Origin of the sequence: Streptomyces sp. SID8374, assembly GCF_009865135.1 — a bacterium.
Classification (GTDB): domain Bacteria; phylum Actinomycetota; class Actinomycetes; order Streptomycetales; family Streptomycetaceae; genus Streptomyces.
On the sequence record NZ_WWGH01000001.1, the window covers coordinates 1,477,377 to 1,503,477 of the forward strand.

21 protein-coding genes are annotated in these 26,101 nt (G+C 73.0%); 10 read left to right on the forward strand and 11 right to left on the reverse strand.

Features of this window, described 5'->3' with window-relative positions; all coding sequences use genetic code 11:
- Positions 1 to 10 precede the first annotated feature (10 nt).
- The gene (locus GTY67_RS06650) at positions 11 to 796 is read right to left on the reverse strand and encodes an SDR family oxidoreductase (RefSeq protein WP_161278079.1); all 786 of its coding nucleotides are present in this window, start codon (positions 794 to 796) and stop codon (positions 11 to 13) included.
- Positions 797 to 907: 111 nt separating this feature from the next.
- Here GTY67_RS06650 and GTY67_RS06655 point away from each other — a divergent pair, with 111 nt between their 5' ends.
- The gene (locus GTY67_RS06655; protein WP_161278080.1) at positions 908 to 2,053 is read left to right on the forward strand and encodes an acyl-CoA dehydrogenase family protein; all 1,146 of its coding nucleotides are present in this window, start codon (positions 908 to 910) and stop codon (positions 2,051 to 2,053) included.
- A complete protein-coding gene (locus GTY67_RS06660; protein ID WP_161278081.1) occupies positions 2,053 to 3,039 on the forward strand; it encodes an acyl-CoA dehydrogenase family protein in 987 nt (328 codons plus the stop codon). The genes GTY67_RS06655 and GTY67_RS06660 overlap by 1 nt, the downstream gene beginning before the upstream one ends.
- Before the next feature lie 69 nt (positions 3,040 to 3,108).
- Here GTY67_RS06660 and GTY67_RS06665 read toward each other — a convergent pair whose 3' ends face one another.
- Genes GTY67_RS06665 through GTY67_RS06675 form a run of 3 tightly spaced genes read right to left on the reverse strand, consistent with a single transcriptional unit; the run spans position 3,109 to position 4,959 of the window.
- Positions 3,109 to 3,600: a pyridoxamine 5'-phosphate oxidase family protein gene (locus tag GTY67_RS06665; RefSeq protein ID WP_202461339.1), complete on the reverse strand. Its 492-nt coding sequence runs from the start codon at positions 3,598 to 3,600 to the stop codon at positions 3,109 to 3,111.
- A 55-nt stretch (positions 3,601 to 3,655) separates the two neighbouring features.
- Positions 3,656 to 4,213, reverse strand: a complete 558-nt coding sequence (locus tag GTY67_RS06670) for a HutD family protein (protein ID WP_093693427.1) — start codon at positions 4,211 to 4,213, stop codon at positions 3,656 to 3,658.
- A complete protein-coding gene (locus tag GTY67_RS06675) occupies positions 4,210 to 4,959 on the reverse strand; it encodes a VWA domain-containing protein (protein WP_093693426.1) in 750 nt (249 codons plus the stop codon). Before GTY67_RS06675 ends, GTY67_RS06670 begins: the two co-directional genes overlap by 4 nt.
- Positions 4,960 to 5,132: 173 nt before the next feature.
- On the opposite strand from GTY67_RS06675, the gene GTY67_RS06680 reads away from it, so the two are divergent.
- Entirely contained in the window at positions 5,133 to 6,041 is a 909-nt protein-coding gene (locus tag GTY67_RS06680) for a rhomboid family intramembrane serine protease (protein ID WP_161278083.1), read from the forward strand.
- A 168-nt stretch (positions 6,042 to 6,209) separates the two neighbouring features.
- On the opposite strand, the gene GTY67_RS06685 is transcribed toward GTY67_RS06680, so the two are convergent.
- From GTY67_RS06685 to GTY67_RS06695, 3 genes are all read right to left on the reverse strand, one after another.
- The gene (locus GTY67_RS06685; RefSeq protein WP_093693424.1) at positions 6,210 to 7,670 is read right to left on the reverse strand and encodes a glutamate synthase subunit beta; all 1,461 of its coding nucleotides are present in this window, start codon (positions 7,668 to 7,670) and stop codon (positions 6,210 to 6,212) included.
- Positions 7,663 to 12,222, reverse strand: a complete 4,560-nt coding sequence (gene gltB / locus GTY67_RS06690; RefSeq protein ID WP_093693423.1) for a glutamate synthase large subunit — start codon at positions 12,220 to 12,222, stop codon at positions 7,663 to 7,665. The genes GTY67_RS06685 and gltB overlap by 8 nt, the downstream gene beginning before the upstream one ends.
- A gap of 457 nt (positions 12,223 to 12,679) precedes the next feature.
- Positions 12,680 to 13,411, reverse strand: a complete 732-nt coding sequence (locus GTY67_RS06695) for a VIT1/CCC1 transporter family protein (RefSeq protein WP_161278084.1) — start codon at positions 13,409 to 13,411, stop codon at positions 12,680 to 12,682.
- A gap of 297 nt (positions 13,412 to 13,708) precedes the next feature.
- On the opposite strand from GTY67_RS06695, the gene GTY67_RS06700 reads away from it, so the two are divergent.
- The 7 genes from GTY67_RS06700 (at position 13,709) to GTY67_RS06730 (ending at position 21,915) form a co-directional block, all read left to right on the forward strand.
- Positions 13,709 to 14,833 (forward strand): ADP-ribosylglycohydrolase family protein, encoded by a 1,125-nt coding sequence (locus GTY67_RS06700; RefSeq protein WP_161278085.1) that lies wholly within the window; start codon positions 13,709 to 13,711, stop codon positions 14,831 to 14,833.
- A complete protein-coding gene (locus tag GTY67_RS06705) occupies positions 14,830 to 16,098 on the forward strand; it encodes an ADP-ribosylglycohydrolase family protein (RefSeq protein ID WP_161278086.1) in 1,269 nt (422 codons plus the stop codon). Before GTY67_RS06700 ends, GTY67_RS06705 begins: the two co-directional genes overlap by 4 nt.
- Positions 16,022 to 17,218: an ADP-ribosylglycohydrolase family protein gene (locus tag GTY67_RS06710; protein WP_093693419.1), complete on the forward strand. Its 1,197-nt coding sequence runs from the start codon at positions 16,022 to 16,024 to the stop codon at positions 17,216 to 17,218. Before GTY67_RS06705 ends, GTY67_RS06710 begins: the two co-directional genes overlap by 77 nt.
- Before the next feature lie 98 nt (positions 17,219 to 17,316).
- Entirely contained in the window at positions 17,317 to 18,975 is a 1,659-nt protein-coding gene (locus GTY67_RS06715) for an ADP-ribosylglycohydrolase family protein (RefSeq protein WP_161279972.1), read from the forward strand.
- Entirely contained in the window at positions 18,972 to 19,856 is an 885-nt protein-coding gene (gene rbsK, locus GTY67_RS06720; protein WP_093693418.1) for a ribokinase, read from the forward strand. Before GTY67_RS06715 ends, rbsK begins: the two co-directional genes overlap by 4 nt.
- A complete protein-coding gene (locus GTY67_RS06725) occupies positions 19,853 to 21,052 on the forward strand; it encodes a CoA transferase (RefSeq protein ID WP_161278087.1) in 1,200 nt (399 codons plus the stop codon). Before rbsK ends, GTY67_RS06725 begins: the two co-directional genes overlap by 4 nt.
- The gene (locus tag GTY67_RS06730) at positions 21,049 to 21,915 is read left to right on the forward strand and encodes an aldolase/citrate lyase family protein (protein WP_343238644.1); all 867 of its coding nucleotides are present in this window, start codon (positions 21,049 to 21,051) and stop codon (positions 21,913 to 21,915) included. The genes GTY67_RS06725 and GTY67_RS06730 overlap by 4 nt, the downstream gene beginning before the upstream one ends.
- Positions 21,916 to 21,962: 47 nt before the next feature.
- On the opposite strand, the gene lgt is transcribed toward GTY67_RS06730, so the two are convergent.
- From lgt to trpB, 4 genes are all read right to left on the reverse strand, one after another.
- Positions 21,963 to 22,922 carry a prolipoprotein diacylglyceryl transferase gene (lgt, locus tag GTY67_RS06735; protein ID WP_161278088.1) on the reverse strand — a complete coding sequence of 320 codons (960 nt, stop codon included), beginning with the start codon at positions 22,920 to 22,922 and terminating at the stop codon, positions 21,963 to 21,965.
- A gap of 121 nt (positions 22,923 to 23,043) precedes the next feature.
- Complete coding sequence (locus GTY67_RS06740) at positions 23,044 to 23,871, reverse strand: thioredoxin domain-containing protein (RefSeq protein ID WP_093693415.1); 828 nt, start codon at positions 23,869 to 23,871, stop codon at positions 23,044 to 23,046.
- Positions 23,872 to 23,973: 102 nt separating this feature from the next.
- A complete protein-coding gene (trpA, locus tag GTY67_RS06745; RefSeq protein WP_161278089.1) occupies positions 23,974 to 24,786 on the reverse strand; it encodes a tryptophan synthase subunit alpha in 813 nt (270 codons plus the stop codon).
- The gene (gene trpB / locus GTY67_RS06750) at positions 24,783 to 26,069 is read right to left on the reverse strand and encodes a tryptophan synthase subunit beta (protein WP_161278090.1); all 1,287 of its coding nucleotides are present in this window, start codon (positions 26,067 to 26,069) and stop codon (positions 24,783 to 24,785) included. Before trpB ends, trpA begins: the two co-directional genes overlap by 4 nt.
- Positions 26,070 to 26,101 lie beyond the last annotated feature (32 nt).

A 26,101-nucleotide genomic window follows, 5' to 3' on the forward strand; every position in this document is an offset into this window, starting at 1 on the left:
ACCGCCGCGTTCACGCATGCTGGCTGCTGACGGCGACGACCTCGCCGGTCATGTAGGACGAGTAGCCGCTCGCCAGGAAGACGATGACGTTGGCGACCTCCCAGGGCTCGGCGTACCGGCCGAACGCCTCCTTCTCCGTCAGCTCGGCGAGCAGCTCGGCCGAGGTGACCTTGGCCAGGTGGGGGTGCATGGCGAGGCTGGGGGCGACGGCGTTGACGCGTACGCCGTAGTCGGCGGCTTCGAGCGCGGCGCAGCGGGTGAGGGCCATGACACCGGCCTTGGCGGCGGCGTAGTGGGCCTGGCCGCGCTGGGCGCGCCAGCCGACGACGGAGGCGTTGTTGACGACCACTCCCCCGGTCCCGGCGGCCTTGAGGGAGCGCAGGGCGGCGCGGGTGCAGCGGAAGGTGCCGTTCAGGGTGACGTCGAGGATCTTCGTCCACTGGTCGTCGGTCATCTCGGCGAGTTCGGCGGTGCCGCCGAGCCCCGCGTTGTTGACGACGATGTCGAGGCGGCCATGGGTGGCTTCGGCGTGGGCGAAGAGGGCCCGCACCTGGTCCTCGTCGGTGACGTCGCAGGTCAGGGCGGTGACGCGGTCGGCGCCGAACTCCTCGGCGAGGGCCTGCGCACTCTCCTTCAGCCGCCGTGTGTGGGCGTCGCCGATGACGACGCGGGCGCCCTCCTCCAGGAAGCGGCGGGCGGTGGCGCCGCCGATCCCGGCCCCGGCGGCGGCGGTGACGACGGCGGTGCGGCCGGTCAGCAGTCCGTGGCCCGGCAGGTAGTCCGGTGGTGCGCCCATCGGCCCATCCCCTTGCTCCTCGACGGTGCTGGGGCCATACGTTAACCTACCAAACACTTGTTAGGGAACGGCCTCGGCGACAGTGCCGACCTCATGGAAGGCAGGCCCCCCATGGATCTCGCGCAGACAGCACGGACCGAGGCACTGCGGGCCGAGGCGCGGGCGTGGCTGCGCGCCCATGTGCCCGCCCGGCCGCTCCCCTCCCTGGAGACGGCCGAGGGGTTCGCCGCGCACCGGGAGTGGGAGGCCGAGCTGTACGAGGGCCGGTGGTCGGCGGTCGCCTGGCCGGAGGAGTACGGGGGCCGGGGCGCGGACCTCTTCGGGTGGCTGGCGTTCGAGGAGGAGTATTGGGCGGCGGGCGCCCCCGGCCGGGTCTCGCAGAACGGGATCAGCCTCCTCGCCCCGACCCTCTTCGACCACGGCACCGCCGAGCAGCGGGCCCGCGTGCTGCCCCCGATGGCGGGCGGCGAGGTGATCTGGGCGCAGGCCTGGTCGGAGCCGGAGGCCGGTTCGGACCTGGCGGCGCTGCGGTCGCGAGCGGTGCGGACGGCGGGCGGCTGGCTGCTGTCGGGGCAGAAGACCTGGTCGTCGCGGGCAGCTTTCGCGGACCGGGCCTTCGGGATATTCCGTACGGACCCGGGGGCCGCGAAGCCGCACCAGGGGCTGACGTACCTGATGTTCGGCCTGCGCACCCCCGGGGTCACGGTCCGTCCTATCGGGCGGCTGGACGGGAAGCCCGCCTTCGCCGAGATCTTCCTCGACGAGGTCTTCGTACCGGACGAGGACGTCATCGGGGAGCCCGGCCAGGGCTGGCGCATCGCCATGGCGGCCACCGGCAACGAGCGCGGCCTCACCCTCCGCTCCCCCGGCCGCTTCCTGGCCGCCGCCGACCGGCTGACGGCACTGTGGCGGGAGACGGGCGACCCGGGGGACACAGCGGTGCGGGGCAGGGTGGCGGACGCGGTGATCGGGGCGCGGGCGTACCGGCTGTTCACGGCCGCCTCGGCGGCCCGGTTCGCGGCGGGGGCGGCGCTGGGGGCGGAGTCCAGCCTGAACAAGGTGTTCTGGTCGGAGTACGACATCGCGCTGCACGAGACGGCCCTCGACCTGCTCGGCCCGGACGCGGAGGCGGCGGCCGGCGCCTGGGCGGAGGGGTACGTCTTCGCGCTGGCGGGCCCCATCTACGCGGGGACGAACGAGATCCAGCGCGACATCATCGCCGAGCGGCTGCTCGGCCTGCCGAAGGGGCGGCGCTGATGCCCTTCCTCCTCGACGACGAGCAGCGGGAGTTCGCCCGCTCGCTGGACGCGCTGCTGACGGTGGCCGACACGCCTGCGGTCGTACGGGCGTGGGCCGCCGGGGACCACGGACCGGGGCTGGCCCTGTGGCGGCGGCTGGCGGAGGCGGGGGTGTTCGCCCTGGCGGTCCCGGAGGCGTACGGGGGTGTCGGCCCGCTCCCGGTGGAGACGGCCGTGGCATGCGTGGAGCTGGGCCGTCACGGGGTGCCGGGGCCGGTGGTGGAGAGCGTGGCGGCGGGGGTGCTGCTGGGTGCGGTGGGCGGCCCGGTCGCCATGGAGTGGCTGCCGAGGATCGCGTCGGGTACGGCGGTGGTGTCGCTGGTCCTGGAGGGGTACGGGCCGTACGCGCTGGACGCGGACGTGGCGAACGCGGTCTTCACGGTGACCGGGGACGAGCTGCGGCTCGCGCCGGGCCCGGGTGCGCTGACGGTCTCGACGGACCCGGCGCGGCGGCTGTTCCGGCCCGAGGCGGGCGGCGAGGTACCGGCGGCCGGGCCCAGGGTGCGCGAGGCGGCCGGGGCGGCAGGCACTTGGGCCACCTTCGCGACGGCGGCCCAAGCGCTCGGCTGCGGCGAGGAGTTGCTGCGGGCGACGGTGGCGTACGTGAAGCAGCGCACCCAGTTCGGGGTGCCCGTCGGCTCCTTCCAGGCCGTCAAGCACCGCCTCGCGGACACCCTGCTCGGCCTGGAGTTCGCGCGCCCGCTGCTGTACGGGGCGGCGGTGGAGCTGGCCGAGGGGGCGCCCGGGGCCGGGGCCGCGGTCGCGGCGGCGAAGGTGGCGGCGGGCGAGGCGGGGTACGCGGCGGCCCGCACCGCGCTGCACCTGCACGGCGCGGTGGGGTACACGCAGGAGCTGGACCTGGCGTGGTGGCTGCGCCGGGCCCGGCCGCTGCGGGACGCGTGGGGAACGCCGTCGGCCTGCCGGGCGCGGGTGCTCGAGGGGTGAACCCCGCAGGCACGGGTGCTGGCGGGGCCGACCCCGCAGGCCCCGAGCGGCTCTACCGCCGGTACGCCGTCACTTCCGGCGTACCGTGCGCAGCGGCTGTCCGGGCCGCCAGGACTCGATGACCAGGGAGTCGCCGTCCAGGCCGGTGCGGACCGCCTCCGTCAGCTCGGCCCGGAAGAGGTGGAAGGGCTCCGGCGGGGCGGCGTCCTCGACGAAGCGGGCGAGGAACTCCGCGTCGGTGATCTCCACGGCCCGGCCGCTGACGCGGACGTCGCCGTCGTTCATCTCGGCGTCGGGCCCCGGGTTGGCGTGGAGCGCGAAGCGCGGGTCGCGGCGCAGGTCCAGGGCCTTGCGGGAGTCCGGCATCATGCCGAGCAGCAGCTCACCGAAGCGGAAGTCGGCCTCCAGCCCGGTGACGCGGGGCGAGCCGTCCGCGCGCACGGTGGCGAGGACGTGGTGCTTGTAGAGCTGGAAGCGCCGGCGCACGGTGTCGGCGAAGACGGGCTCGGCGGCGGCGAAGGCGCCCCAGGACAGGGGTGAGGAAGACGTCATGGCCGCCATCGAACACCCGATACCCGACACCTTCTGTCCGGTATCGCCGACCGCCTCCGGCCGCTCACACGTCCGAGAACGTGATGACCACCGCCTGGCCCATCGTCCGCAGCACCCCGGGCGATCCGCCCTCGGCCAGCACCGCGTCGTAGCGGTCGAGTCGGATGTCCGTCCCGTCGAGTACGGCCCCGTCGTCGAGGGAGAGGGCCAGCACCGCGCCGCCCGGGGGTGCCATGAGCCGGACGGTGCCGCAGACGACGGCGGTCTCCGCCCGCGTACGCCCCCTGCGGTACATGACGTTGAGGTTGACCACCGCTCCGGCCAGCAGGAAGCCCTCGGTGGGCCGGTCACCCGGGAAGTCGTGCGGCCACAGCGGCTCGTCGACGATGTGGTGTTCGCCGCCGACGAGGAGGTCCATGCCCGCGCCCTCGACGACGGTCAGGGTGCGGTCGACCCCGGGGAAGTCGGAGAAGGGCCCGTCGGCGGTGACGTCGGCGAGGCTCACCCGCCAGTCGAACCCCTCGCCCTCTCCGGGGGAGGTGGCGACCTCGCGGGTGAGGCCGCCGCCGTTCTTCCAGGGGACCGGCGTACGGTCGGCGGCGCGCAGGACGCGGGCGGTCATCGGACGATCCCCTTGGCCTCGGCGGCGGCCAGCCAGGACGGGAATTCGGCGACCAGCCGGTCGTACAGTTCGGCGTCCGGGACCTTCCGGGGGTCGGGGCCCGCGTGGAAGTACCCGGCGTTGTCGACGGCCCGCTCGGCGGGTACGGCCAGCTCGTCCAGCTTGCGCAGGAAGTCGAACTGGGTGCTGCGGGTGTCGCCGAAGCCGACGAACTGCCAGAACAGCGGGAGCTTCGCGGCCTTGCAGAGGTAGCGCTCGGCGGCGAGCTTGCTGGTGGGCCCGCCGTCCGTCTGGAAGACGACCAGGGCGGGTTCGGTGGCGCCACTGTCGAGATAGTGGTCGATGACCTCGTCCATGGCGACGTGGTAGTTCGTGCGGCCCATGTGCCCGAGGTTCGCCACGATCTTGTCGATGATCCCGTGGTGGTCGCTCAGCCCGGCCTCCCCGAACCCGTCGATGCCGGTGGAGAAGAAGACGACGGGCACCCGGCCGTCGTCGTCGAGGTGGGCCGAGAGGCCCAGCACCCGGTCGGCCAGCGCCTGGACGGTGCCGTCCTTGTAGTAGTCCCTCATGGAGCCGGAGTGGTCGAGGACGAGATAGACGGCCGCCCGCCGGCCGTTCAGTCCGTGCTTCTCCAGCGAGACTCCGGCGCTCTTGTAGAGGCTGACGAGGCCGGGCGCCGTCTCCCGTACCTTTTCCAGGCTGATGGCCGGGCCGGTGGCGGCCGCCGTGTCCACGCCGTGCATGGCGCCCCCCTTGTGCGGTCCGTGCTCTGCGGACCTAGAGCTTAGGGCCTGTCGTCACACTGCCGTCCGCCACGGCGGAGCCCCCGGCTCCGGAGTCGCCCGCACCGGTTCGCTATCTTGATCGCCGCCGCCCACACCGGCCCCGCAGCGCACCCCCAGTGAAGGAGCCGGTCATGGAGGCCGCCGCCACCACGTGTTACCGCCATCCGTCGCACGAGACGTATGTCCGCTGCACCCGCTGCGAGCGCGCCATCTGCCCGGACTGCATGCGCGAGGCCGCGGTGGGCCACCACTGCCCGGAGTGCATGAAGGAGGGGCAGCGCTCGGTGCGGAGGGCCCGGACCGTGTTCGGCGGTGCGGTCTCCGGGGCGACGGCTCCGGTGGTGACGTACGTCCTGATGGCGCTGAACATCCTGGCCTACCTCGGCGAGGTGGTGCGGCCCGGGATCGTGGACCGGTTCGCGGTGCTCGGTGCCGCGCTGACCGGGCCGGGCGGGGAGCGGTACTACTACCGGGGCGAGACGTACGTCGGGTACGAGCTGACGGGCATCGCGGACGGCGAGTGGTACCGGCTGGTGACCGGGGCCTTCCTCCATCTGCCGCCGGACGCCTCGTTCGGGGTGATGCACCTGCTGTTCAACATGTTCGCGCTGTGGAACATCGGCCGGGTGGTGGAGGGGCAGCTCGGCCGGGCCCGCTATCTGGCGCTGTACCTGCTGTCGGCGGTGGGCGGTTCCGTCGTCGTGTACCTGCTGGCGCCGGACACCTCCACCGTCGGCGCCTCCGGTGCGGTGTTCGGGCTGGCCGCCTCGTACTGGGTGATCAACCGGCGGCTCGGCCGGGACATGGCGGCGGTCAACCGGTTCATGGCCGGGTTCCTGGTCTGGATGGTGCTCTCGGCCCTGTTCACCTCATGGCAGGGGCACCTGGGCGGGCTGCTGACCGGGGCGCTGGTGACGTACGGACTCGCCTACGCGCCCGCGAAGCTGCGGACCTGGCCGATGCAGCTCGCGGGCGGGGTGGTGCTGGTGGGGCTGTTCGCGGTGGCGGTGGCGGTGCAGACCTCGGCGCTGACCGGCTGAGCTGACGGGCTGAGCCGGTCGGACGGCCCGGCCCCGGACGCGCCACGGCGCCCACTGAGTCCGGTCGGGGACAGGCGGGCGCCGCGTTCAGTTCCGTACGCCGTTGTACGGGACGTTTCTGGGGGCTCACCCCCGGGCCGCGTGGCCCAGGGGGAACCCGGGTGGTGCTCAGACCAGCAGGGAGCGGTCCGTCGGGCGGATCGGGGCCGGCAGCGCGCTGGTCCCGGTCAGGAAGCGGTCCACACCGCGGGCGGCGGAGCGGCCCTCGGCGATCGCCCAGACGATCAGCGACTGGCCGCGTCCCGCGTCACCGGCGACATAGACGCCGTCGACGTTGGTCGCGTAGTTCTCGTCGCGGGCGACGTTGCCACGCTCGTCGAGTTCCAGGCCGAACTGCTGGACCAGACCGTTGGACTGGTCGGTTCCGGTGAAGCCCATGGCGAGGGTGACGAGCTGCGCGGGGATGCGCCGCTCCGTGCCGGGCTTCTGCTCCAGCTTACCGCCCTTGAACTCGACCTCGACCAGGTGGAGGGCGGCGACGTTCCCGTCCTCGTCGCCCTCGAAGTGGGTGGTGGAGACGGAGTAGACCCGCTCGCCGCCCTCCTCGTGCGCGGAGGTGACCTTGTAGAGCATGGGGAAGGTCGGCCACGGCTGGTTGGCGTTCCGCTCCTCGCCCGGCTTCGGCATGATCTCCAGCTGGGTGACGGAGGCCGCGCCCTGGCGGTGGGCGGTGCCCACGCAGTCGGCGCCGGTGTCGCCGCCGCCGATGACGACGACGTGCTTGCCGCCCGCGTGGATCGGGGAGACCGTGAGGTCGCCCTCCTGCACCTTGTTGGCGAGCGGCAGGTACTCCATCGCGAAGTGGATACCGCCCAGCTCACGGCCGGGGACCGGCAGGTCGCGGGAGACGGTGGCACCGGCCGCGATGACGACCGCGTCGTAGCGGCGGCGGAGCTTGGCGGCGTCGATGTCCTTGCCGATCTCCACCTCCGTACGGAACTTGGTGCCTTCCAGGCGCATCTGCTCGATGCGGCGGTTGATGTGCGACTTCTCCATCTTGAACTCGGGGATGCCGTAGCGGAGGAGCCCCCCGATGCGGTCCGCGCGCTCGTAGACGGCGACGGTGTGGCCGGCCCGGGTCAGCTGCTGGGCGGCGGCGAGTCCCGCCGGGCCCGAGCCGATGACCGCGACGGTCTTGCCGGAGAGCCGCTCGGGCGGCTGCGGGGTGACGTCGCCGCTGTCCCACGCCTTGTCGATGATGGAGACTTCGACGTTCTTGATGGTGACGGCGGGCTGGTTGATGCCGAGGACGCACGCCGACTCGCAGGGGGCCGGGCAGAGCCGCCCGGTGAACTCCGGGAAGTTGTTCGTGGCGTGCAGCCGCTCGGATGCGGCGGTCCAGTCCTCGCGGTAGGCGTAGTCGTTCCACTCGGGGATGAGGTTTCCGAGCGGGCAGCCGTTGTGGCAGAACGGGATGCCGCAGTCCATGCAGCGGCCGGCCTGCTTGCTGATGATCGGGAGCAGCGAGCCCGGAACGTAGACCTCGTTCCAGTCCTTGACGCGCTCGGCCACGGGGCGGGTCTTGGCGACCTCGCGTCCGGTGGTCAGGAAGCCCTTGGGGTCAGCCATTGGTCGCCGCCTCCATCATCTTCTCGGTGGTCTCCTGCTCGGAGAGACCGGCGAGCTCAGCGGCGTCCTTGGCGGCGAGCACTGCCTTGTACGTGGACGGGATGATCTTGCTGAAGCGGGTCACCGCGGTGTCCCACTCGGCGAGGAGCTTCTCCGCGACGGTGGAGCCGGTCTCCTCCTGGTGGCGGCGCACGACGTCGTGCAGCCACTGCCGGTCGGTCTCGGTGAGCTCCTCGACGGCGCCGAGGTTGCCCACGTTGACGTTGTCGCGGTTCAGGTCGATGACGTACGCGACACCGCCCGACATACCGGCGGCGAAGTTGCGTCCGGTCTCGCCGAGGACGACCGCGTGGCCGCCGGTCATGTACTCGCAGCCGTGGTCGCCGACGCCTTCGGAGACGACGAGGGCGCCGGAGTTGCGGACGCAGAAGCGTTCGCCGGTGCGGCCGCGCAGGAACAGCTCGCCGCCGGTGGCGCCGTAGCCGATGGTGTTGCCCGCGATGGTGCTGTACTCGGCGAGGTGGTCGGCGCCCCGGTCGGGGCGGACGATCACGCGGCCGCCGGAGAGGCCCTTGCCGACGTAGTCGTTGGCGTCGCCCTCCAGGCGCAGGGTGACCCCGCGCGGGAGGAAGGCGCCGAAGGACTGGCCGGCCGAGCCGGTGAAGGTGATGTCGATGGTGTTCTCGGGCAGGCCCGCACCGCCGAACTTCTTGGTCACCTCGTGGCCGAGCATGGTGCCGACCGTGCGGTTGATGTTGCGGATGGCGACCTGGGCCCGGACCGGCTGCGCGGCCTCGGGGGACTCGGCGCCCAGCGCGTCGGCGGCCAGCTTGATCAGCTGGTTGTCGAGTGCCTTGGTCAGACCGTGGTCCTGCTCCACGATCCGGTGGCGGACCGCGCCCTCGGGCAGCTCGGGCACGTGGAAGAGCGGGGTCAGGTCGAGGCCCTGCGCCTTCCAGTGGGTGATCGCCCGGTCCTTGTCGAGGAGTTCGGCGTGGCCGACGGCCTCCTCGATGGTGCGGAAGCCCAGCTCGGCGAGGATCTCGCGGACCTCTTCGGCGATGAACTCGAAGAAGTTGACGACGTACTCGGCCTTGCCGGAGAACCGGTCGCGGAGCACCGGGTTCTGGGTGGCGATGCCGACCGGGCAGGTGTCCAGGTGGCAGACGCGCATCATGACGCAGCCGGAGACGACGAGCGGCGCGGTCGCGAAACCGAACTCCTCGGCGCCGAGGAGTGCGGCGATGACGACGTCACGGCCGGTCTTGAGCTGGCCGTCGGTCTGCACGACGATGCGGTCGCGCAGGCCGTTGAGGAGCAGCGTCTGCTGGGTCTCGGCGAGACCCAGCTCCCAGGGGCCGCCCGCGTGCTTGAGGGAGGTGAGCGGGGAGGCGCCCGTTCCGCCGTCGTGGCCGGAGATGAGGACGACGTCCGCGTGCGCCTTGGAGACACCGGCGGCGACCGTGCCGACGCCGACCTCGGAGACCAGCTTCACGTGGATGCGGGCCTGCGGGTTGGCGTTCTTCAGGTCGTGGATCAGCTGCGCGAGGTCTTCGATGGAGTAGATGTCGTGGTGCGGCGGCGGCGAGATGAGGCCGACGCCCGGCGTCGAGTGCCGCGTCTTGGCGACCCACGGGTAGACCTTGTGGCCGGGCAGCTGGCCGCCCTCGCCGGGCTTGGCACCCTGGGCCATCTTGATCTGGATGTCGTCCGCGTTGACCAGGTATTCGCTGGTCACACCGAAGCGGCCGGAGGCGACCTGCTTGATGGAGGAGCGGCGCGCCGGGTCGTAGAGGCGGTCGGCGTCCTCGCCGCCCTCGCCGGTGTTGGACTTGCCGCCGAGCTGGTTCATCGCGATGGCGAGGGTCTCGTGGGCCTCGCGGGAGATGGAGCCGTACGACATGGCGCCGGTGGAGAACCGCTTGACGATCTCGGATGCGGGCTCCACCTCGTCGAGGGAGATCGGGGCCCGGTCGGAGGTGAAGCCGAAGAGGCCGCGGAGCGTCATGAGGCGCTCGGACTGCTCGTTCACCCGGTCCGTGTACTGCTTGAAGATGTCGTAGCGCCGGTTGCGGGTGGCGTGCTGGAGGCGGAAGACCGTCTCCGGGTCGAAGAGGTGCGGCTCGCCCTCGCGGCGCCACTGGTACTCGCCGCCGATCTCCAGCGCGCGGTGGGATGCCGCGATGCCGGAGGCGGGGTACGCCTTGGTGTGCCGGGCGGCGACCTCCTTGGCGATGACCTCCAGACCGGCGCCGCCGATCTTGGTGGCGGTGCCGTTGAAGTACGTCGCGACGAAGTCCTCGTCCAGGCCGACGGCTTCGAAGACCTGGGCGCCGCGGTAGGAGGCGACGGTGGAGATGCCCATCTTGGACATGACCTTGAGGACGCCCTTGCCGAGCGCGTAGATCAGGTTCCGGATGGCCTGCTCGGCTTCGATGCCCTCGATGAACGTCCCCGCGCGGACGAGGTCCTCGACGGACTCCATCGCGAGGTACGGGTTGACGGCGGCGGCGCCGTAACCGATCAGCAGCGCGACGTGGTGGACCTCGCGGACGTCCCCGGCCTCGACCAGCAGGCCCACCTGGGTGCGCTGCTTGGTGCGGATGAGGTGGTGGTGGACGGCGGAGGTGAGCAGCAGCGAGGGGATCGGGGCGTGCTCGGCGTCGGAGTGCCGGTCGGAGAGGACGATGAGGCGGGCGCCGTCCTCGATGGCGGCGTCGACCTCGGTGCAGATCTCCTCGATCCGGGCGGCCAGGGCGTCACCACCGCCGCCGACCCGGTAGAGACCGGCCAGGGTGGCGGCCTTCATGCCCGGCATGTCGCCGTCGGCGTTGATGTGTATCAGCTTGGCCAGCTCGTCGTTGTCGATCACCGGGAACGGGAGCGTGACGCTGCGGCAGGCCGCGGCGGTCGGCTCCAGGATGTTGCCCTGGGGGCCGAGCGAGGAGCGCAGCGAGGTGACGAGCTCCTCGCGGATGGCGTCCAGCGGCGGGTTGGTGACCTGGGCGAAGAGCTGGGTGAAGTAGTCGAAGAGCAGCCGGGGGCGCTCGGAGAGCGCGGCGATCGGCGAGTCGGTGCCCATGGAGCCGAGCGGCTCTCCGGCGGTGCGGGCCATCGGCGCGAGGATGACGCGCAGCTCTTCCTCGGTGTAGCCGAAGGTCTGCTGGCGGCGGGTGACCGAGGCGTGGGTGTGCACGATGTGCTCGCGCTCGGGCAGGTCGCTCAGCTCGATCTCGCCGGTCTGGAGCCACTCCTGGTACGGCTGCTCGGCGGCGAGGGACGCCTTGATCTCGTCGTCCTCGATGATGCGGTGCTCGGCGGTGTCGACGAGGAACATCTTGCCGGGCTGGAGGCGGCCCTTGCGGACGACCTTGGCCGGGTCGATGTCCAGGACGCCGACCTCGGAGGAGAGCACGACGAGGCCGTCGTCGGTGACCCAGTAGCGGCCGGGGCGCAGACCGTTGCGGTCGAGGACCGCGCCGACCTGGACGCCGTCGGTGAAGGTGACGCAGGCCGGGCCGTCCCAGGGCTCCATCATCGTGGCGTGGTACTGGTAGAAGGCGCGGCGGGCCGGGTCCATCGAGTCGTGGTTCTCCCACGCCTCGGGGACCATCATCAGCACCGAGTGCGGCAGCGAGCGCCCGCCGAGGTGGAGCAGCTCCAGGACCTCGTCGAAGGAGGCCGAGTCGGAGGCGTCCGGGGTGCAGACGGGGAAGATCCGGTCCAGCTGCTCGGAGCCGAAGAGGCTGGAGGCGAGCTGGGACTCGCGGGCCTTCATCCAGTTGCGGTTGCCCTTGACCGTGTTGATCTCGCCGTTGTGCGCGACGAAGCGGTACGGGTGGGCCAGCGGCCAGCTCGGGAAGGTGTTGGTGGAGAAGCGGGAGTGGACCAGCGCGACCGTGGAGGCGAAGCGGCGGTCGGAGAGGTCCGGGAAGAACGGCTCCAGCTGCCCGGTGGTGAGCATGCCCTTGTAGACGATGGTGCGGGCGGAGAGCGAGGGGAAGTACACCCCGGCCTCACGCTCGGCACGCTTGCGCAGGACGAACGCCTTGCGGTCCAGGACGATGCCGGTGGACTCGCCGTCGGCGACGAAGACCTGGCGGAAGGTGGGCATGGTGGCGCGGGCGCCGTTGCCGAGAAGTGCGGGGGTGACCGGGACGTCGCGCCAGCCGAGGACGGTGAGGCCCTCCTGGGTGGCGATCTCCTCGATCGTGCGGACGGCCTCGGTGGAGCCGTCGGCGGGGAGGAAAGCGATACCGACGGCGTACGAACCCGCCTCGGGAAGCTCGAAAGGGGTCTCCGCGCGCAGGAAGGCGTCCGGGACCTGGCAGAGGATGCCGGCGCCGTCGCCGGAGTCGGGCTCGGAGCCGGTGGCGCCGCGGTGTTCGAGGTTGCGCAGTACGGTCAGCGCCTGCTCGACCAGCTCATGGCTGGCCACACCGGTCAGAGTGGCCACGAACCCGACGCCACAGGCGTCGTGCTCGTTACGGGGGTCGTACATCCCCTGCTGGGCGGGGCGACCGTCCATGGGCGACCAGGCGTCGATACGCATCGGCTCTCCCGTCGTCGTCGTGGCATTTGCGGTGCCGAGGGACGACGTTGGCCCTCTGCGAAATTTCGTGCAGGTTACATGATGGGGCGCTTCTCAAGAAGCGGAAGGCTTGTTCCAACATACGGACACCGTGGTGACCGGAAGTGACTGGGTGACCAGAGGTGACCGGTTGACCAGGAGGTGGGTCGCTGTCGGAACGATCGGCGCCCGGGGAGACCCGCAGAGAGCAGGCGTCGTTGCCTGCGGTGCCTACGGCTCATGCCCGGCGGCAAAGGAAACGAAACCACCGAGTAACGGCTACTTATGTGTAGCCCTGCATAGAGTCTCATTTTACGGCCGCCGGGCGGCTCCCGCCCAGAGGGCGGTGCCAAGACGTACGTCACACGGGTTGCCCCGGGGTTAAGCCGTTAGGGCGGGTTCGTTACGCCGTAAGCCCTACCCCGGACACATCTCTCCGTCAGCCGACCGCCACACCGAAGAGGGTGCCGAGTCCGTACGTCAGGGCCGCCGCCGCGCCACCGAGGGCGAGCTGACGCAGTCCGCTGAACCACCAGCTGCGGGCCGTCACCCGGGCCACCACCGCACCGCAGCCGAAGAGGCCGGCCAGCGCGAGGAGCACCGAGGGCCACAGGGCGTTCGCGCCGAGGAGGTAGGGCAGGACGGGCAGCAGAGCACCGAGGGCGAAGGCGCCGAAGGAGGAGACTGCGGCCACCAGAGGGGACGGCAGGTCGTTCGGGTCGACACCCAGCTCCTCGCGGGCGTGGATCTCCAGCGCCTGCTCCGGGTCGCGCGAGAGCTGCCGGGCCACCTCGCCGGCCAGCGGGGCGTCGACGCCCCGGGCCTCGTAGAGCGCGGCAAGCTCGGCCATCTCGTCCTTGGGGTGCTTACGCAGCTCCCGCCGCTCCACGGCCAGCTCCGCCTCGACCAGCTCGCGCTGCGAGGCGACGGAGGTGTACTCGCCGGCCGCCATGGAGAACGCACCGGCGGCCAGGCCCGCGAGCCCGGTGATGATGATGGTCTGCTGGGAGACCGCACCGCCCGCGACACCGGTCATCAGGGCGAGGTTGGAGACCAGACCGTCCATGGCACCGAAGACGGCGGGGCGCAGCCAGCCGCCGTTCACATCCCGGTGGGTGTGGTTGTCCCGGTGCGCCTCGTGCAGGACGGCGTCGGTCTCGATGATGGCCACGGTGTGCGTCTCCCCTTGCTCCCCCGGCGGGCTGTCACCCCCACCAAGTGGTTGCCTGTACAACTTTCGACAAAGTCCAAGGTACGCCGGACGGGCGACCTCCGCCAGCAAGGCAGGCCTGACTTACCACCCCTCTGACCTGCGAATAAAGGCCAGGCTCAGCTTTCCTGGCGGGTCATCCGAGTGGTCCCTTTCTGCGGCCGTACGACCTCCGGCCGCGCCCCGCGTGGCACATATGCGGACAGGGCCCGGAGATGGACCCGAATCGGACTCGCCGGACGAGCGGAGGGCGACGCCATGGACACGGCCGTCGGCAAGGAACGGGCCAGGGGTGCGCTGCTGGGTCTCGCGGTCGGGGACGCGCTCGGAGCACCGGCGGAGAATCTGCGGCCCTCGGAGATCCGCCGCCGCTGGGGCCGGATCGAAGGGTTCGTGAGCGAGGACCCGGCGGGCACCGACGACACGGAGTACGCGATCTTCTCCGGGCTGCTGCTGGCCCGGCACGGCTCCGCGCTCACCGTCTCCCAAGTGGAGCGGGCCTGGCACCACTGGATCGCCGATCTGGACGAGGGGCCGTTCCGGGGCGCCGGGTTCAGCGAGCGCGGCACCCTGGAGAACCTGCGCCGGGGCCTCGCCGCACCGATCTCGGCCCAGCACCGGCACGCCTGGAGCGACGGCCTCGCGATGCGCGCGGCCCCCTTCGGGGTGTTCGCGGCGGGGCGCCCCGCCGAGGCGGCCCGGCTGGTGGCGGTGGACGGCCGGGTCAGCCACGAGGGCGAGGGGATCTACGGGGGCCAGGCGGTGGCGGCCGGGGTGGCGGCGGCCATGGTCGGCGCGGGCCTCGCCTCGGTGATCGCGGCGGCGCTGTCGGTGGTCCCGATGGACTCCTGGACGGCCCGCTCGCTGCGCCGCGCGGTGGCGGCGGCCCAGCGCCCGTACCCGGACCGGCTCACGATGGAGCGGGCGGTGCGCTCGGCGGTGGTGATCGGCGGCTACCCGTGGACAGACCTGGCACCGGAGGCGGTGGGCCTGGCGTTCGGGGCGTTCACGGCGGCGCGGGGCGACTTCCGTACGGCGGTGCTGACGGCCGTGAACATGGGCCGCGACGCGGATACGACGGCGGCGGTGGCGGGGTCCCTGGCCGGGGCGCTGCACGGGGCGGGCGCGATCCCGCCGGAGTGGGCGGCGGCGATCGGCCCGGTGCGGGGCAGCTGCCTGCCCTCGATGCGGGGGTACCACGTGCTGGACATCGCGGACCTGCTGACACCGGAGGGCACGGAGGCGGTGGAAAGTGCGGAGGCGGTGGAGGGCGCGGAGGCGGTGGAGAGCGCGGGCCGGGGCGGTGGGCGGGAGCCTTCCGCCGTACGGGACATGGCGTCGGTGGCCGCTTCCTTCGAGCCCGTACGGGAGGAGCGGCGATGACGACGACGGAGCTGCCCGCCACCACCGGGACCGCCGCCGCCAAAGACGCCGCCCCCTCCCGGCGCGCCCGGATCGAGGGCCTCCTCCTCGGCCTCGCCTCCGGGGACGCCGCCGGGTGGCCCGCCGCGCGGCACCGGGCGGCCCGGATGCCCGAGTGGACCCGGCGGCTCACCCGGGAGCTGGACACCTTCGCCGAGCAGAACGCCACGACCACGCTCCCCGTCCCCATCGCCCTCAACCAGCCGCCCGAGCCCCTGCGGCTCGGCCCGTCCGACGACGCCGAGTGGGCCGCGTTCGCCGGGCGTACGGTGCTGGCGGCGGCCGACGACGCGGACGGCCTCTCCCCGGGCCGCCGGATGCGGGACGCGGTGGACCGGGCCTGGAACGCGCTCGCCGCCACCGTCGCCGCCGCCAGTGCCCGGGCCCCCGAGGTGGAGGCGGCGGTGCTCCCGCTGCGGGCCCGGATCTCGGTACGGGCCGGGCTCGGCAACCTGGCCGCCGGGCTGCGGCCGCCCGCCACCGGGCACGACAACCCGCACTACTTCGACGACGCCGCCTGCGTACGGGCCGCCGTCCTCGCCGTCGTCCACCCGGGCGACCCCGAGGAGGCGGCGGCGCTCGCGGAGTTCGACGCCCGCTACACCCAGGACGGCGACGGGGTGCACGGGGCGCGGGCCATGGCCGCCGCGATCGCCGTGGCGCTGGCCGGGGCGGACGTCGACACCGTGGTGAACGCCGCCCTCGCCCAGCTCCCCGAGGGCACCGAGATCGCCCGCAACGCCGCGCACGCGGTCCGCCTCGCCCGGGAGTTCGCCGACGAGCCCGCCGGGGCGTTCGCCCTGGTCCCGGTCCTGGAACACCAGATCGTGGACCACGTCTACAGCTACGGGATCGCCGCCGCCGAGACCGTACCCGTCGCCCTGGCCCTCACCACCGCCGCCCGGGGCGAGATCGCCCAGGCGCTCCCGGCCGCCGCCTGCCTCTCCCGGGTCGCGGACTCCGCGCCCGCCCTGGCCGGGGCGCTGACCGGGGCGATCGGCTCGGTCGCCGCCGTACCGGCGGGCTGGCGCGAGGCGTGCCGGACGCTCGCCGGATGTGCGCTGCCCCGGCTCGCGGGCCTGGACCTGATCGAACTCGCCGGGCTGCTGGCAGCCACGGAACCGGCCGCCCCGGGTGGACAATTCCGACATGACGCCCACAACGGCCACGGCAGCCGAGCCCGTCCCCGCCCCCTCGACACCGCACTCCCCTCCCGGCCTCGATGACCGCATCACCCGGGCCCTCGTCGGCGCGGCCGTCGGGGACGCCCTCGGCGGCCCGGTCGAGGGCTGGACACCCGAGCAGATCGCCGAGCGCCACGGCGGCCGGGTGACCGGGATCGTCGGCCCCTGGCACGGCGAGAACTGGCGTACCGCCCGCCCCATCGCCCCGTACCACAAGGGCGACGGGCACGTCACCGACGACACCCTGATGACCCACGCCCTGGTCCGGGTCTACGACCGGGTCCGCGGCCACCTCGACGCGTACGCCGTCGCCGACCACCTCGTACCGGACCTCCTCTCCCCCCGCTGGATCCCCGAGCTGGAGGCCGAGGCGCTGCCGCTCCAGCGGATCTTCCTGGCGGAGAAGTGGCTCGTGGCCCGGCTGCACTACGGGCACGTCGACCCGCGCGAGGCCGGTGCGGGCAACATCGTCAACTGCGGGGCCGCGATGTACATGGCCCCGGTCGGGCTGGTCAACGCGGGCCATCCGGAGGCCGCGTACGCCGAGGCGCTGGAGGTGGCCGCGCCCCACCAGTCCTCGTACGGGCGGGAGGCCGCCGGGGTCTTCGCAGCCGCTGTCGCCGCCGCCTGCCGCCCGGGCGCGACGCCGGACACGGTGGTCGACGCCGCACTCACCCTGGCCAAGGACGGCACCCGGTCCGCGATCGAGGCCGTCTGCGAAGTGGCCGCGCGCCACGACGACTTCGAGGCCGCGCTCGCCCCGCTGCGGGCGGCAGTTGAACCGTTCGACACCGTCGGCCCCGACTACCGCTCCCCCTCGCTCGGCGCCCGCCGCCCATCCCGGCTGCACGCCATCGAGGAACTGCCCGTCGCGCTGGGCATGTTGCTGGTCGGAGGCGGCGACTACCGGCGTACGGTGCTCGGTTCGGTCAACTACGGGCGGGACTGCGACTCCATCGCCACGATGAGCGGCGCGATCGCGGGCGCGCTGGGCGGTGAGGTGCCGGCCGACTGGGCGGAGACTGTGGCGGAGGCGAGCCGGCTGGACCTGGAGGCCCCGGCCCGGACCCTGGCGCAGGTGGCCCGGGAGGTCTTCGCCCGGGACGTGGAGCGCCGCCGGTCCCACGAGGAGGCGTTCGCGGCGCTGGCCGGTACGCGGTGAGCGTCCACCCGCCCGAGGCTCAGCCCGGACACCCCTACGCACAGCCCGACGCCCCGCACGTCCAACCGCCCCAGGACCCCCACCTCCGCCTCACCTGGGTGCAGCCCGAGGACCTGGTCGGGCACGAGCTTCGGCAGGCCGCGCAGGACGGGCGGGACGCCCGGGCGATCGAGGAGCGGTGGTACGCGGCCGGGGGCTCCCCCGCCCCGGACCGCGCGGGCGCCTCCGAGCCCCCCGCACCGCCGCGCCTGCGCGCACTGGCCGGGCAGCTCCTCGACGAACTCGCCCTGCTGGAGTCCCCGTTGGCCGCCGACGAGCCCACCGAGCTGGCGGACATCATGGCCGCCTGCCCCCACTGGCCCGGCCCGCCCGAGGCCCCGCCCGCCGACGGGAACCGTACGCACGTCACCGGCCAGACCGGGCTGCCGGTCACCGGCCAGGACCGTACGCCCCTCACCGACCAGAACGGGCTGCCGGTCACTGGCCCGGGCCGGGCGCCCGTCACCGGCCAGGACGCACCGCCCGTCGCCGACCGGGGCGGGCTGCCGGCCACCGGCCAGCACCGTACGCCCCTCACCGACCAGGCCCTCGGTCTGCCTGTCACCGGCCAGGGCCGTACACCAGTCACCGACCAGAACGGGCTGCCCGTCACCCGCCCAGGCCCGACACCCACCGCCCGCCGGGAATCGACACCCACCATCACCCCCGCCCGGCTGCACGCCGCCTGGCTCGGGCGGGCGGCGGGCTGTCTGCTCGGGAAGCCGGTGGAGAAGCTGCCCCTTCACGGCATCCGCGCCCTCGCCCGCGCCACCGGCAACTGGCCCCTCACCACCTGGTTCACCGGGCGCGGCGTCCCCCCGGAACTCCTCGCCGCACACCCCTGGAACCGCCGCTCGGCCCCCACCTCGCTCGCCGAGAACATCGACGGCATGCCCGAGGACGACGACCTCAACTACCCGCTTCTCACCCTGCTGTTGCTCCAGCGGCACGGGCGCTCCTTCACCACCGCCGACCTGGCCCGGCTCTGGCTGGACGAACTCCCGGCGGGCCGCACCTTCACCGCCGAGCGGATCGCGTACGGCAATCTTCTCGCGGGCGTCGAACCCCCGTGGACCGCCCGCTACCGCAACCCGTACCGCGAGTGGATCGGTGCCCAGATCCGGGCCGACGTCCACGGCTGGACCCACCCCGGCGACCCGGCCGGAGCCGCCGCCCAGGCCCATCGCGACGCGGTCCTGACCCACACCGCCAACGGGGTCTACGGCGCGATGTTCACGGCGGCCGCGCTCGCGGTGGCGGCGGGCGGCGAGAGCGAAGTGCACGGCTGCCTGGCCGCCGGGCTGCGGGTCGTGCCGCCGCACTCGCGGTACGCGCGGGCGGTCCGGCTCGGCATCGAAACGGCGCGTACGGAAGGGGATTTCGACACCGTGGTGGACCGGCTGCACGCCGCGTATGCCGACACCCACCACTGGGTACACGTGCTGCCCAACGCCGCGCTGCTCGCCGCCGCCCTCACCCACGCCGACGGCGACTTCACCCGGTCCATCGGCCTCGCGGTCTCCGGCGGCTGGGACACCGACTCCAACGGGGCCACCGCCGGTTCGCTCGCCGGGCTGCTGGCGGGTGCCCCGGACGCCCTGCCCGACCACTGGACGGCCCCCCTGAAGAACCGCCTCGCCACCTCCGTACCCGGCTACGACCGGACCGGTTTCGACACCCTCGCCGCACTGACCCACCAGGAGGCTCTGCGCCCATGACCCGAATCGCGGTGCTCGGCAGCACCAACATGGACCTCGTCGCCTACACCGCCCGCGCCCCCGAGCGCGGGGAAACCGTCACCGGCCGGGAGTTCCGGACGGTCCCCGGCGGCAAGGGCGCCAACCAGGCGGTCGCCGCCGCCCGCGCGGGCGGGGAGGTGACGATGATCGGCGCGGTCGGCGACGACGCGTACGGCGCCCAGCTCCGCGACGGCCTCGAACACGCCGGGGTCGACACGGACTTGCTCCACACCGCCGAGGGACCGAGCGGCACCGCGCACATCGTGGTGGACGACTCCGGGTCCAACGCGATCGTGGTGATCCCCGGCGCCAACGGCGTCGTCACCGCGCTCGGCCCCGGCGAGATCGCGGCGATCGCCGCCGCCGACCTGCTGCTGATGCAGCTCGAACTCCCGCTCTCCGCCGTCGTGGAGGGCGCCCGCGCGGCCAGGTCCCAGGGCGTACGGACCATCCTCACCCCCTCCCCCGTACAGCCGCTGCCCGATGAACTCCTGGACCACATCGACCTGTTGGTCCCCAACGAGCACGAGGCCGCCGAACTCTCCGGGCAGGCCGAACCGCACGCGGCCGCGCAGATCCTGTTGCGGCAGGTGCCCGAGGTGATCATCACGCTCGGTGCGCGGGGCAGTCTGTACGCGGCCCGGGGCGGCGAGCCGGTGCTGTTCGAGGCCCCCGAGGTGCGGGCCGTCGACACGACCGGGGCCGGGGACACCTTCGTCGGGGCGCTGGCGGTGGCGCTCGGTGAGGGGAGGCCGGTGGCCAAGGCGCTGGCCTTCGCCTCCTCGGCCGCCGCGCTCTGCGTCCAGAAACCGGGCGCGTCCACGTCCATGCCGTACCGGAGCGAGATCGAGGCAGCATGAGTACGACATCCGCAGGGCCCCTGGCCGGGCTGAAGGTCATCGACCTCGCCACCCTCTTCGCCGGACCGCTCGCGGCCACCATGCTCGGGGACTTCGGCGCCGATGTGATCAAGGTGGAGCACCCCCGTAAGCCGGACCCCTCGCGCGGGCACGGGCCCGCCAAGGACGGGGTCGGCCTGTGGTGGAAGCTGCTCGGCCGCAACAAGCGCACCCTGACGCTGGACCTGTCCGCCCCGGGTGGCCGGGACGTGCTGCTCCAGCTGGCCGCCGAGACCGACGTGATCGTGGAGAACTTCCGGCCCGGGACCCTGGAGCGGTGGGGGCTCGGACCGGACGAGCTGCACGCCGTCAACCCGCGCCTGGTGCTGGCCCGGGTCACCGGCTTCGGGCAGTTCGGCCCGTACGCGCACCGGCCCGGGTTCGGCACGCTGGCCGAGGCGATGAGCGGGTTCGCGGCGATCACCGGGGAGCCGGACGGGCCGCCGACACTGCCGCCGTTCGGGCTGGCGGACTCCATCGCGGCGCTGGCGACGGCGTACGCGGTGATGGCCGCGCTCGCCGGGCGCGAGAAGACGGGCGAGGGGCAGGTGGTGGACCTGGCGATCATCGAACCGATCCTCACCGTGCTGGGACCGCAGCCGCTCTGGTACGACCAGCTCGGCTACGTCCAGCCGCGCACCGGCAACCGCTCCCGCAACAACGCCCCGCGCAACACCTACCGCACCGCCGACGGCCACTGGGTCGCGGTCTCCACCTCCGCCCAGTCGGTGGCCGAGCGGGTGATGCGGCTGGTGGGCCGCCCCGAGCTGATCGAGGAGCCGTGGTTCGGGTCGGGCACCACCCGGGCCGAGCACACCGAGGAGCTGGACGGGGCGGTCGGCCACTGGATCTCCCGCCACAGCCGCGAGGAGGTGCTGAACGGCTTCGAGAAGGCGGAGGCGGCCGTGGCGCCGATCCATGACGTACGGGAGGTGATGGAGGACCCGCAGTACCGGGCGCTGGGCACGATCGCCGAGGTCGACGACCCGGAGCTGGGGCCGCTGCGGATGCAGAACGTCCTCTTCCGGCTCTCGCAGACCCCGGGCGCCATCCGCTGGGCGGGCCGCCCGCCCGGCGCGGACACCGAGGAGATCCTCGCCGGACTCGGCCTCTCGGAGAACCGCATCGCGGCGCTGCACGACCAGGGGGCGCTGTGACCGGCCGCCCGATCCCGGGCCCGCCGGCCCCGGAGGGCCCTCCTCCGCCGCTCGGCCGACCCCCGCTGACCTGGCTGTACGTCCCCGGGGACCGGCCGGAGGTGGTGGCCAAGGCGCTCGGCTGCGGGGCGGACGTGGTCATCGTCGACCTGGAGGACGCGGTCGCCCCCGACCGCAAGGAGTACGCGCGCGCCGCCACCGCCGAACTCCTCGCCGACCCGGTGACGGCCGCTCCCGACGCCGTACCGGTCCATGTCCGGGTGCACGGCGAGGACGACATCCGGGCGCTGATGGCGCTGCCGGGCCTCGCCGGTCTCCGGCTGCCGAAGATCACGCACGCGGTCTCCGTGCACCATGTGGCGGCGGTCGCCCCCGGCGTACCGCTCTATCCGCTGCTGGAGTCGGCGCTCGCCATGGAGCACGCGTACTCGATCGCCTCGGCCGATCCCGCCGTCCGGGGCATCGCGCTGGGCGAGGCGGATCTGCGCGCGGATCTCGGCGTACGGGACGACAGCGGGCTGGACTGGTCGCGCAGCCGGCTCGTGGTGGCGGCCCGGGCGGCCGCGCTGCCGCCGCCCGCGCAGTCGGTCTTCCCGGACGTGCGGGACCTGGACGGGCTGTGGGCCTCGTGCGTACGGGGGCGGGGGCTCGGGCTGCTGGGCCGGGCGGCGATCCATCCGCGTCAGCTGGAGGTGATCGAGAGGGCGTTCCGGCCGTCGGCCCGGGAGATCGAGGAGGCGGAGGAGATCGTCGCGGCGTCGGCGGTGGAGGCGGGGGCGCTGGCGCTGCCGGACGGGCGGTTCGTGGACGCGGCGGTGGTCGCGGCGGCGCGCCGCACACTGGCGATCGCCGGGCGGTCCTGAGGTTTCCCAGGTCCGCCCGGCGATCGGGGGCAGTGCGACGCGCGAGGTCAGCTCTTGTCGGCGGCCTCGGGGGCGGGGTCCCCGGCCGGGGCCTCGGTCTCCGCCGGGTCCGTGTCCTTCTTCAGCAGGTCGCCGGAGGCCTCGGGGGCGTCCGCGTCCTTGGCCTCGTCCTTCTTCGCGGCGGCCTCCGCCTCGCGGTCCGGCTCCACGATCTCCTCGCGGCCCGGGCGGAGCTTCGCGGAGAGCACGATGTAGGTGACGGCGAGGACGAAGACGACGATCGCGGTCCACACGTTCAGGCGCAGGCCGAGGACGTGGTGGGCCTCGTCGACCCGCATGTACTCGATCCAGCCGCGTCCGGCGCAGTAGGCGGCGACGTACAGCGCGAACGCCCGTCCGTGGCCGAGCCGGAAGCGGCGGTCGGCCCAGATGACCAGCAGCGCGACGCCGATGCACCACAGCGACTCGTAGAGGAAGGTCGGGTGGTACGTCCCGGCGAGCCGGTTCGGGCCCTCGCTGATCTCCAGCGCCCAGGGGAGGTCGGTCGGCTTGCCGTACAGCTCCTGGTTGAACCAGTTGCCCCAGCGGCCGATGGCCTGGGCGATGGCGATACCGGGGGCCAGCGCGTCCGCCCAGGCGGGCAGCGGGATGCCCCGGCGGCGGCAGCCGATCCACGCGCCGACCGCGCCGAGGGCGATGGCGCCCCAGATGCCGAGGCCGCCCTCCCAGATCTTGAAGGCGTCGACCCAGTTCTGGCCGTCGCTGAAGTAGAGCTGGTAGTCGGTGATCACGTGGTAGAGCCGGCCGCCGACGAGGCCGAAGGGCACGGCCCAGACGGCGATGTCGGCGACGGTGCCGGCTTTGCCGCCACGGGCGACCCAGCGCTTGTTGCCGATCCAGACGGCGACGAAGACACCGATGATGATGCAGAACGCGTAGCCGCGGAGCGGGATCGGGCCGAGCTCGATCACGCCGGTCGACGGGCTGGGAATGGAGGCAAGATTCATGACGGGGTCGACGCTACCTTGCCGGGCGGTGGGTACGGCAAGCCACCCGGCAACGTCTGGATAACGAGGGCCCTGTCATGGACCCGTGTGCCCGCCCCCTTGCGGGGCCCCGCCCGGTCCCTCAGGAAGCGGGCGCGGACGGGGTGGCGGTGCCGGGCTTCTTGCCCTTGTTGGCCTCGGCGACCCACTTCTTCAGGTTCTCCACGGAGATCTGCTCGTCGCCCTTCTTCGGGAAGATCGACTCGCCGTTGAGGAGGGCGGTCGGGGTGCCCTGGAAGCCGCCCTCGCGGAACGCGGTGTCGGACTTCTGGACCCAGCTGTCGTGCTCGCCGCTCTCCACACACGTGCGGAAGCCCGGTGTGTCGAGGCCTTCGACCTCACCGGCCAACTCGATCAGCCGGCTGTTCTTGGCGAAGGCGTCGTCGGGCTCGGGGGGCTGGTTGCGGAAGAGCACGTCGTGGTACGGGGCGAACTTGCCGACGTCCTGGGCGCAGGCGGCGGCGTTGGCGGCGCGCAGCGAGCCCTTGCCGCCGAGGTTGCCGTCGATGATCGTGGCCAGGTGGTAGTCCACCTTGAGCCGGCCCGCCTCGACCAGCTCCGTGATGGTGTCCCGGAAGGCGTTCTCGAACTGGGCGCAGACCGGGCAGCGGAAGTCCTCCCAGATCGTGAGCGTGGACGGGGCGTCGGATGCGCCGACCGGGAGGGTCAGGGAGTCCTCGCCGGTCGCCCCCGACGGGGTGATGGCGGGGCCGGAGGCGCTGTCGCTGCCGCCGTCCTTGCCCACGTTGGCCGCGATCAGGCCGACCACGGCGGCCAGCGCCAGGACGCCGACCACGGCGGAGGAGACGATCAGCGTACGGCGGCGCTTCTCGCGGCCCTTTTCCCGCTCGCGCTGCTGGGCCAGGCGCTCACGCGCACTTCGGTTTCCCTCAGGAATCTTGTCGCTCACACCCGCAGCAACGAACCGGGGAGGCACGTACGCGCCTCCCCGGTCCATATTCCACCCATTCAGGTGACTTCGAGGGTCACCGCTTTCGAACGCGCCGGACTGTCAGCGCTTTCGGACGCCCTGGGCCAGCTCCCCCGCCAGCGAGCGGACGGCGTCGAGACCGGCGGCCTCGTCGGGGGCGTCCAGGATCGCCTTGACGAAGGCCGAGCCGACGATGACGCCATCGGCGAACCCGGCGACCTCGGCGGCCTGCTCGGCGTTGGAGACCCCGAGGCCGACGCAGACCGGCAGGTCGGTGGTGGCGCGGGTGCGGCCCACCAGCTCCTGGGCCTGGGCGCCGACCGAGGCGCGGGTGCCGGTGACGCCCATCAGGGAGGCGGCGTAGACGAAGCCGCTGCCCGCCGCCGTGATGGTGGCGAGACGGGCGTCCTGACTGCTGGGGGCGACGACGAACACGGTGGCGAGACCGTGCTTCTCGGCGTGCTCGCGCCACAGCGCCGACTCCTGGACCGGCAGGTCGGGCAGGATGCACCCGGCGCCGCCCGCCTCGGCCAGCTCGGCGGTGAAGCGCTCCACGCCGTAGCGGTCGATGGGGTTCCAGTACGTCATGACCAGGATCGGGACCCCGGTGGCCTCGTACGCTTCGCGGACCGTACGCATCACGTCGGCGATCTTGACCCCGCCGCGCAGGGCGATGTCGTCGGCGGTCTGGATGACCGGTCCGTCGAGGACCGGGTCGCTGTGCGGGAGCCCGACCTCCACGATGTCGGCGCCGCCCGCGACGACGGCCTTGACCGCCTCGATGCCGCCGTCGACGGTCGGGAAGCCGGCCGGGAGGTAGGCGATGAGCGCGGCCCGGTCCTCCGCCCTGGCGGCGGCGAGGGTGGTGCTCAACAGCTGGATGTTGCCGCTCACTTGGCGTCCCCCTCGATCTCGGCACGGTCGCTGTCGGTGTCCGCCTCGACGGCGGCGTCGGTGTCGTACAGCCCGAAGTAGCGGGCGGCGGTGTCCATGTCCTTGTCGCCGCGGCCGGAGAGGTTGACGAGGATCAGCCCGTCCTTGCCCAGCTCCTTGCCGAGGTCCAGCGCACCGGCGAGCGCGTGGGCGCTCTCGATGGCCGGGATGATCCCCTCGGTGCGGGAGAGCAGGCGCAGGGCCTGCATGGCGGCGTCGTCGGTGACCGCGCGGTACTCGCCGCGCCCGATGTCCTTGAGGTAGGAGTGCTCGGGGCCGATGCCCGGGTAGTCCAGACCGGCGGAGATGGAGTACGGCTCGGTGATCTGGCCCTCGTCGTCCTGGAGGACGTAGGAGCGCGACCCGTGCAGGATGCCCGGCTCCCCGGCCGTCAGGGTCGCCGCGTGCTCGCCGGTCTCCACGCCGTGCCCGGCGGGTTCGCAGCCGACCAGGCGGACCTCGGCGTCCGGGATGAAGGCGTGGAAGAGGCCGATGGCGTTGGAGCCGCCGCCGACACAGGCGACCGCCGCGTCGGGGAGGCGGCCGGTGCGCTCCAGGAGCTGGCGGCGGGCCTCGACGCCGATGACGCGGTGGAAGTCGCGGACCATCGCGGGGAAGGGGTGCGGACCCGCGACCGTACCGAAGAGGTAGTGCGTACGGTCCACGTTGGCGACCCAGTCGCGGAACGCCTCGTTGATGGCGTCCTTCAGGGTCCGCGAGCCGGACTTCACGGCGACGACCTCGGCGCCGAGCATCCGCATCCGGGCCACGTTGAGCGCCTGGCGCTCGGTGTCGATCTCGCCCATGTAGATGGTGCAGTCGAGGCCGAAGAGGGCGCAGGCGGTCGCGGTGGCGACCCCGTGCTGACCGGCTCCGGTCTCGGCGATGACCCGTGTCTTGCCCATGCGCTTGGTGAGCAGCGCCTGGCCCAGCACGTTGTTGATCTTGTGCGAGCCGGTGTGGTTCAGGTCCTCGCGCTTGAGGAAGACCCGGGCGCCGCCCGCGTGTTCGGCGAAGCGCGGGACCTCGGTCAGCGCGCTGGGGCGGCCGGTGTAGTTGACCATCAGCTCGTTGAGCTCGGCGGCGAAGGCCGGGTCGGACTTGGCCTTGTCGTACTCGACGGCGACCTCGTCCACGGCGGCGACGAGCGCCTCCGGGATGAACTTGCCGCCGTACGCGCCGAAGTAGCCCTCGGCGCTGGGGATCAGACCCTCGGGGTCCGGGATGAAGAATTCGGACGTCATGCGACGTGCTCCTCGGCATGCATGGCAACGGG

Bases quoted from the DNA above. Each gene is read 5' to 3' on its own strand.
- GTY67_RS06650 (WP_161278079.1), bottom strand. From the start codon at position 796: ATGGGCGCACCACCGGACTACCTGCCGGGCCACGGACTGCTGACCGGC.
- GTY67_RS06655 (WP_161278080.1), top strand. From the start codon at position 908: ATGGATCTCGCGCAGACAGCACGGACCGAGGCACTGCGGGCCGAGGCG.
- GTY67_RS06660 (WP_161278081.1), top strand. From the start codon at position 2,053: ATGCCCTTCCTCCTCGACGACGAGCAGCGGGAGTTCGCCCGCTCGCTG.
- GTY67_RS06665 (WP_202461339.1), bottom strand. From the start codon at position 3,600: ATGGCGGCCATGACGTCTTCCTCACCCCTGTCCTGGGGCGCCTTCGCC.
- GTY67_RS06670 (WP_093693427.1), bottom strand. From the start codon at position 4,213: ATGACCGCCCGCGTCCTGCGCGCCGCCGACCGTACGCCGGTCCCCTGG.
- GTY67_RS06675 (WP_093693426.1), bottom strand. From the start codon at position 4,959: ATGCACGGCGTGGACACGGCGGCCGCCACCGGCCCGGCCATCAGCCTG.
- GTY67_RS06680 (WP_161278083.1), top strand. From the start codon at position 5,133: ATGGAGGCCGCCGCCACCACGTGTTACCGCCATCCGTCGCACGAGACG.
- GTY67_RS06685 (WP_093693424.1), bottom strand. From the start codon at position 7,670: ATGGCTGACCCCAAGGGCTTCCTGACCACCGGACGCGAGGTCGCCAAG.
- gltB (WP_093693423.1), bottom strand. From the start codon at position 12,222: ATGCGTATCGACGCCTGGTCGCCCATGGACGGTCGCCCCGCCCAGCAG.
- GTY67_RS06700 (WP_161278085.1), top strand. From the start codon at position 13,709: ATGGACACGGCCGTCGGCAAGGAACGGGCCAGGGGTGCGCTGCTGGGT.
- GTY67_RS06705 (WP_161278086.1), top strand. From the start codon at position 14,830: ATGACGACGACGGAGCTGCCCGCCACCACCGGGACCGCCGCCGCCAAA.
- GTY67_RS06710 (WP_093693419.1), top strand. From the start codon at position 16,022: ATGACGCCCACAACGGCCACGGCAGCCGAGCCCGTCCCCGCCCCCTCG.
- rbsK (WP_093693418.1), top strand. From the start codon at position 18,972: ATGACCCGAATCGCGGTGCTCGGCAGCACCAACATGGACCTCGTCGCC.
- GTY67_RS06725 (WP_161278087.1), top strand. From the start codon at position 19,853: ATGAGTACGACATCCGCAGGGCCCCTGGCCGGGCTGAAGGTCATCGAC.
- lgt (WP_161278088.1), bottom strand. From the start codon at position 22,922: ATGAATCTTGCCTCCATTCCCAGCCCGTCGACCGGCGTGATCGAGCTC.
- trpB (WP_161278090.1), bottom strand. From the start codon at position 26,069: ATGACGTCCGAATTCTTCATCCCGGACCCCGAGGGTCTGATCCCCAGC.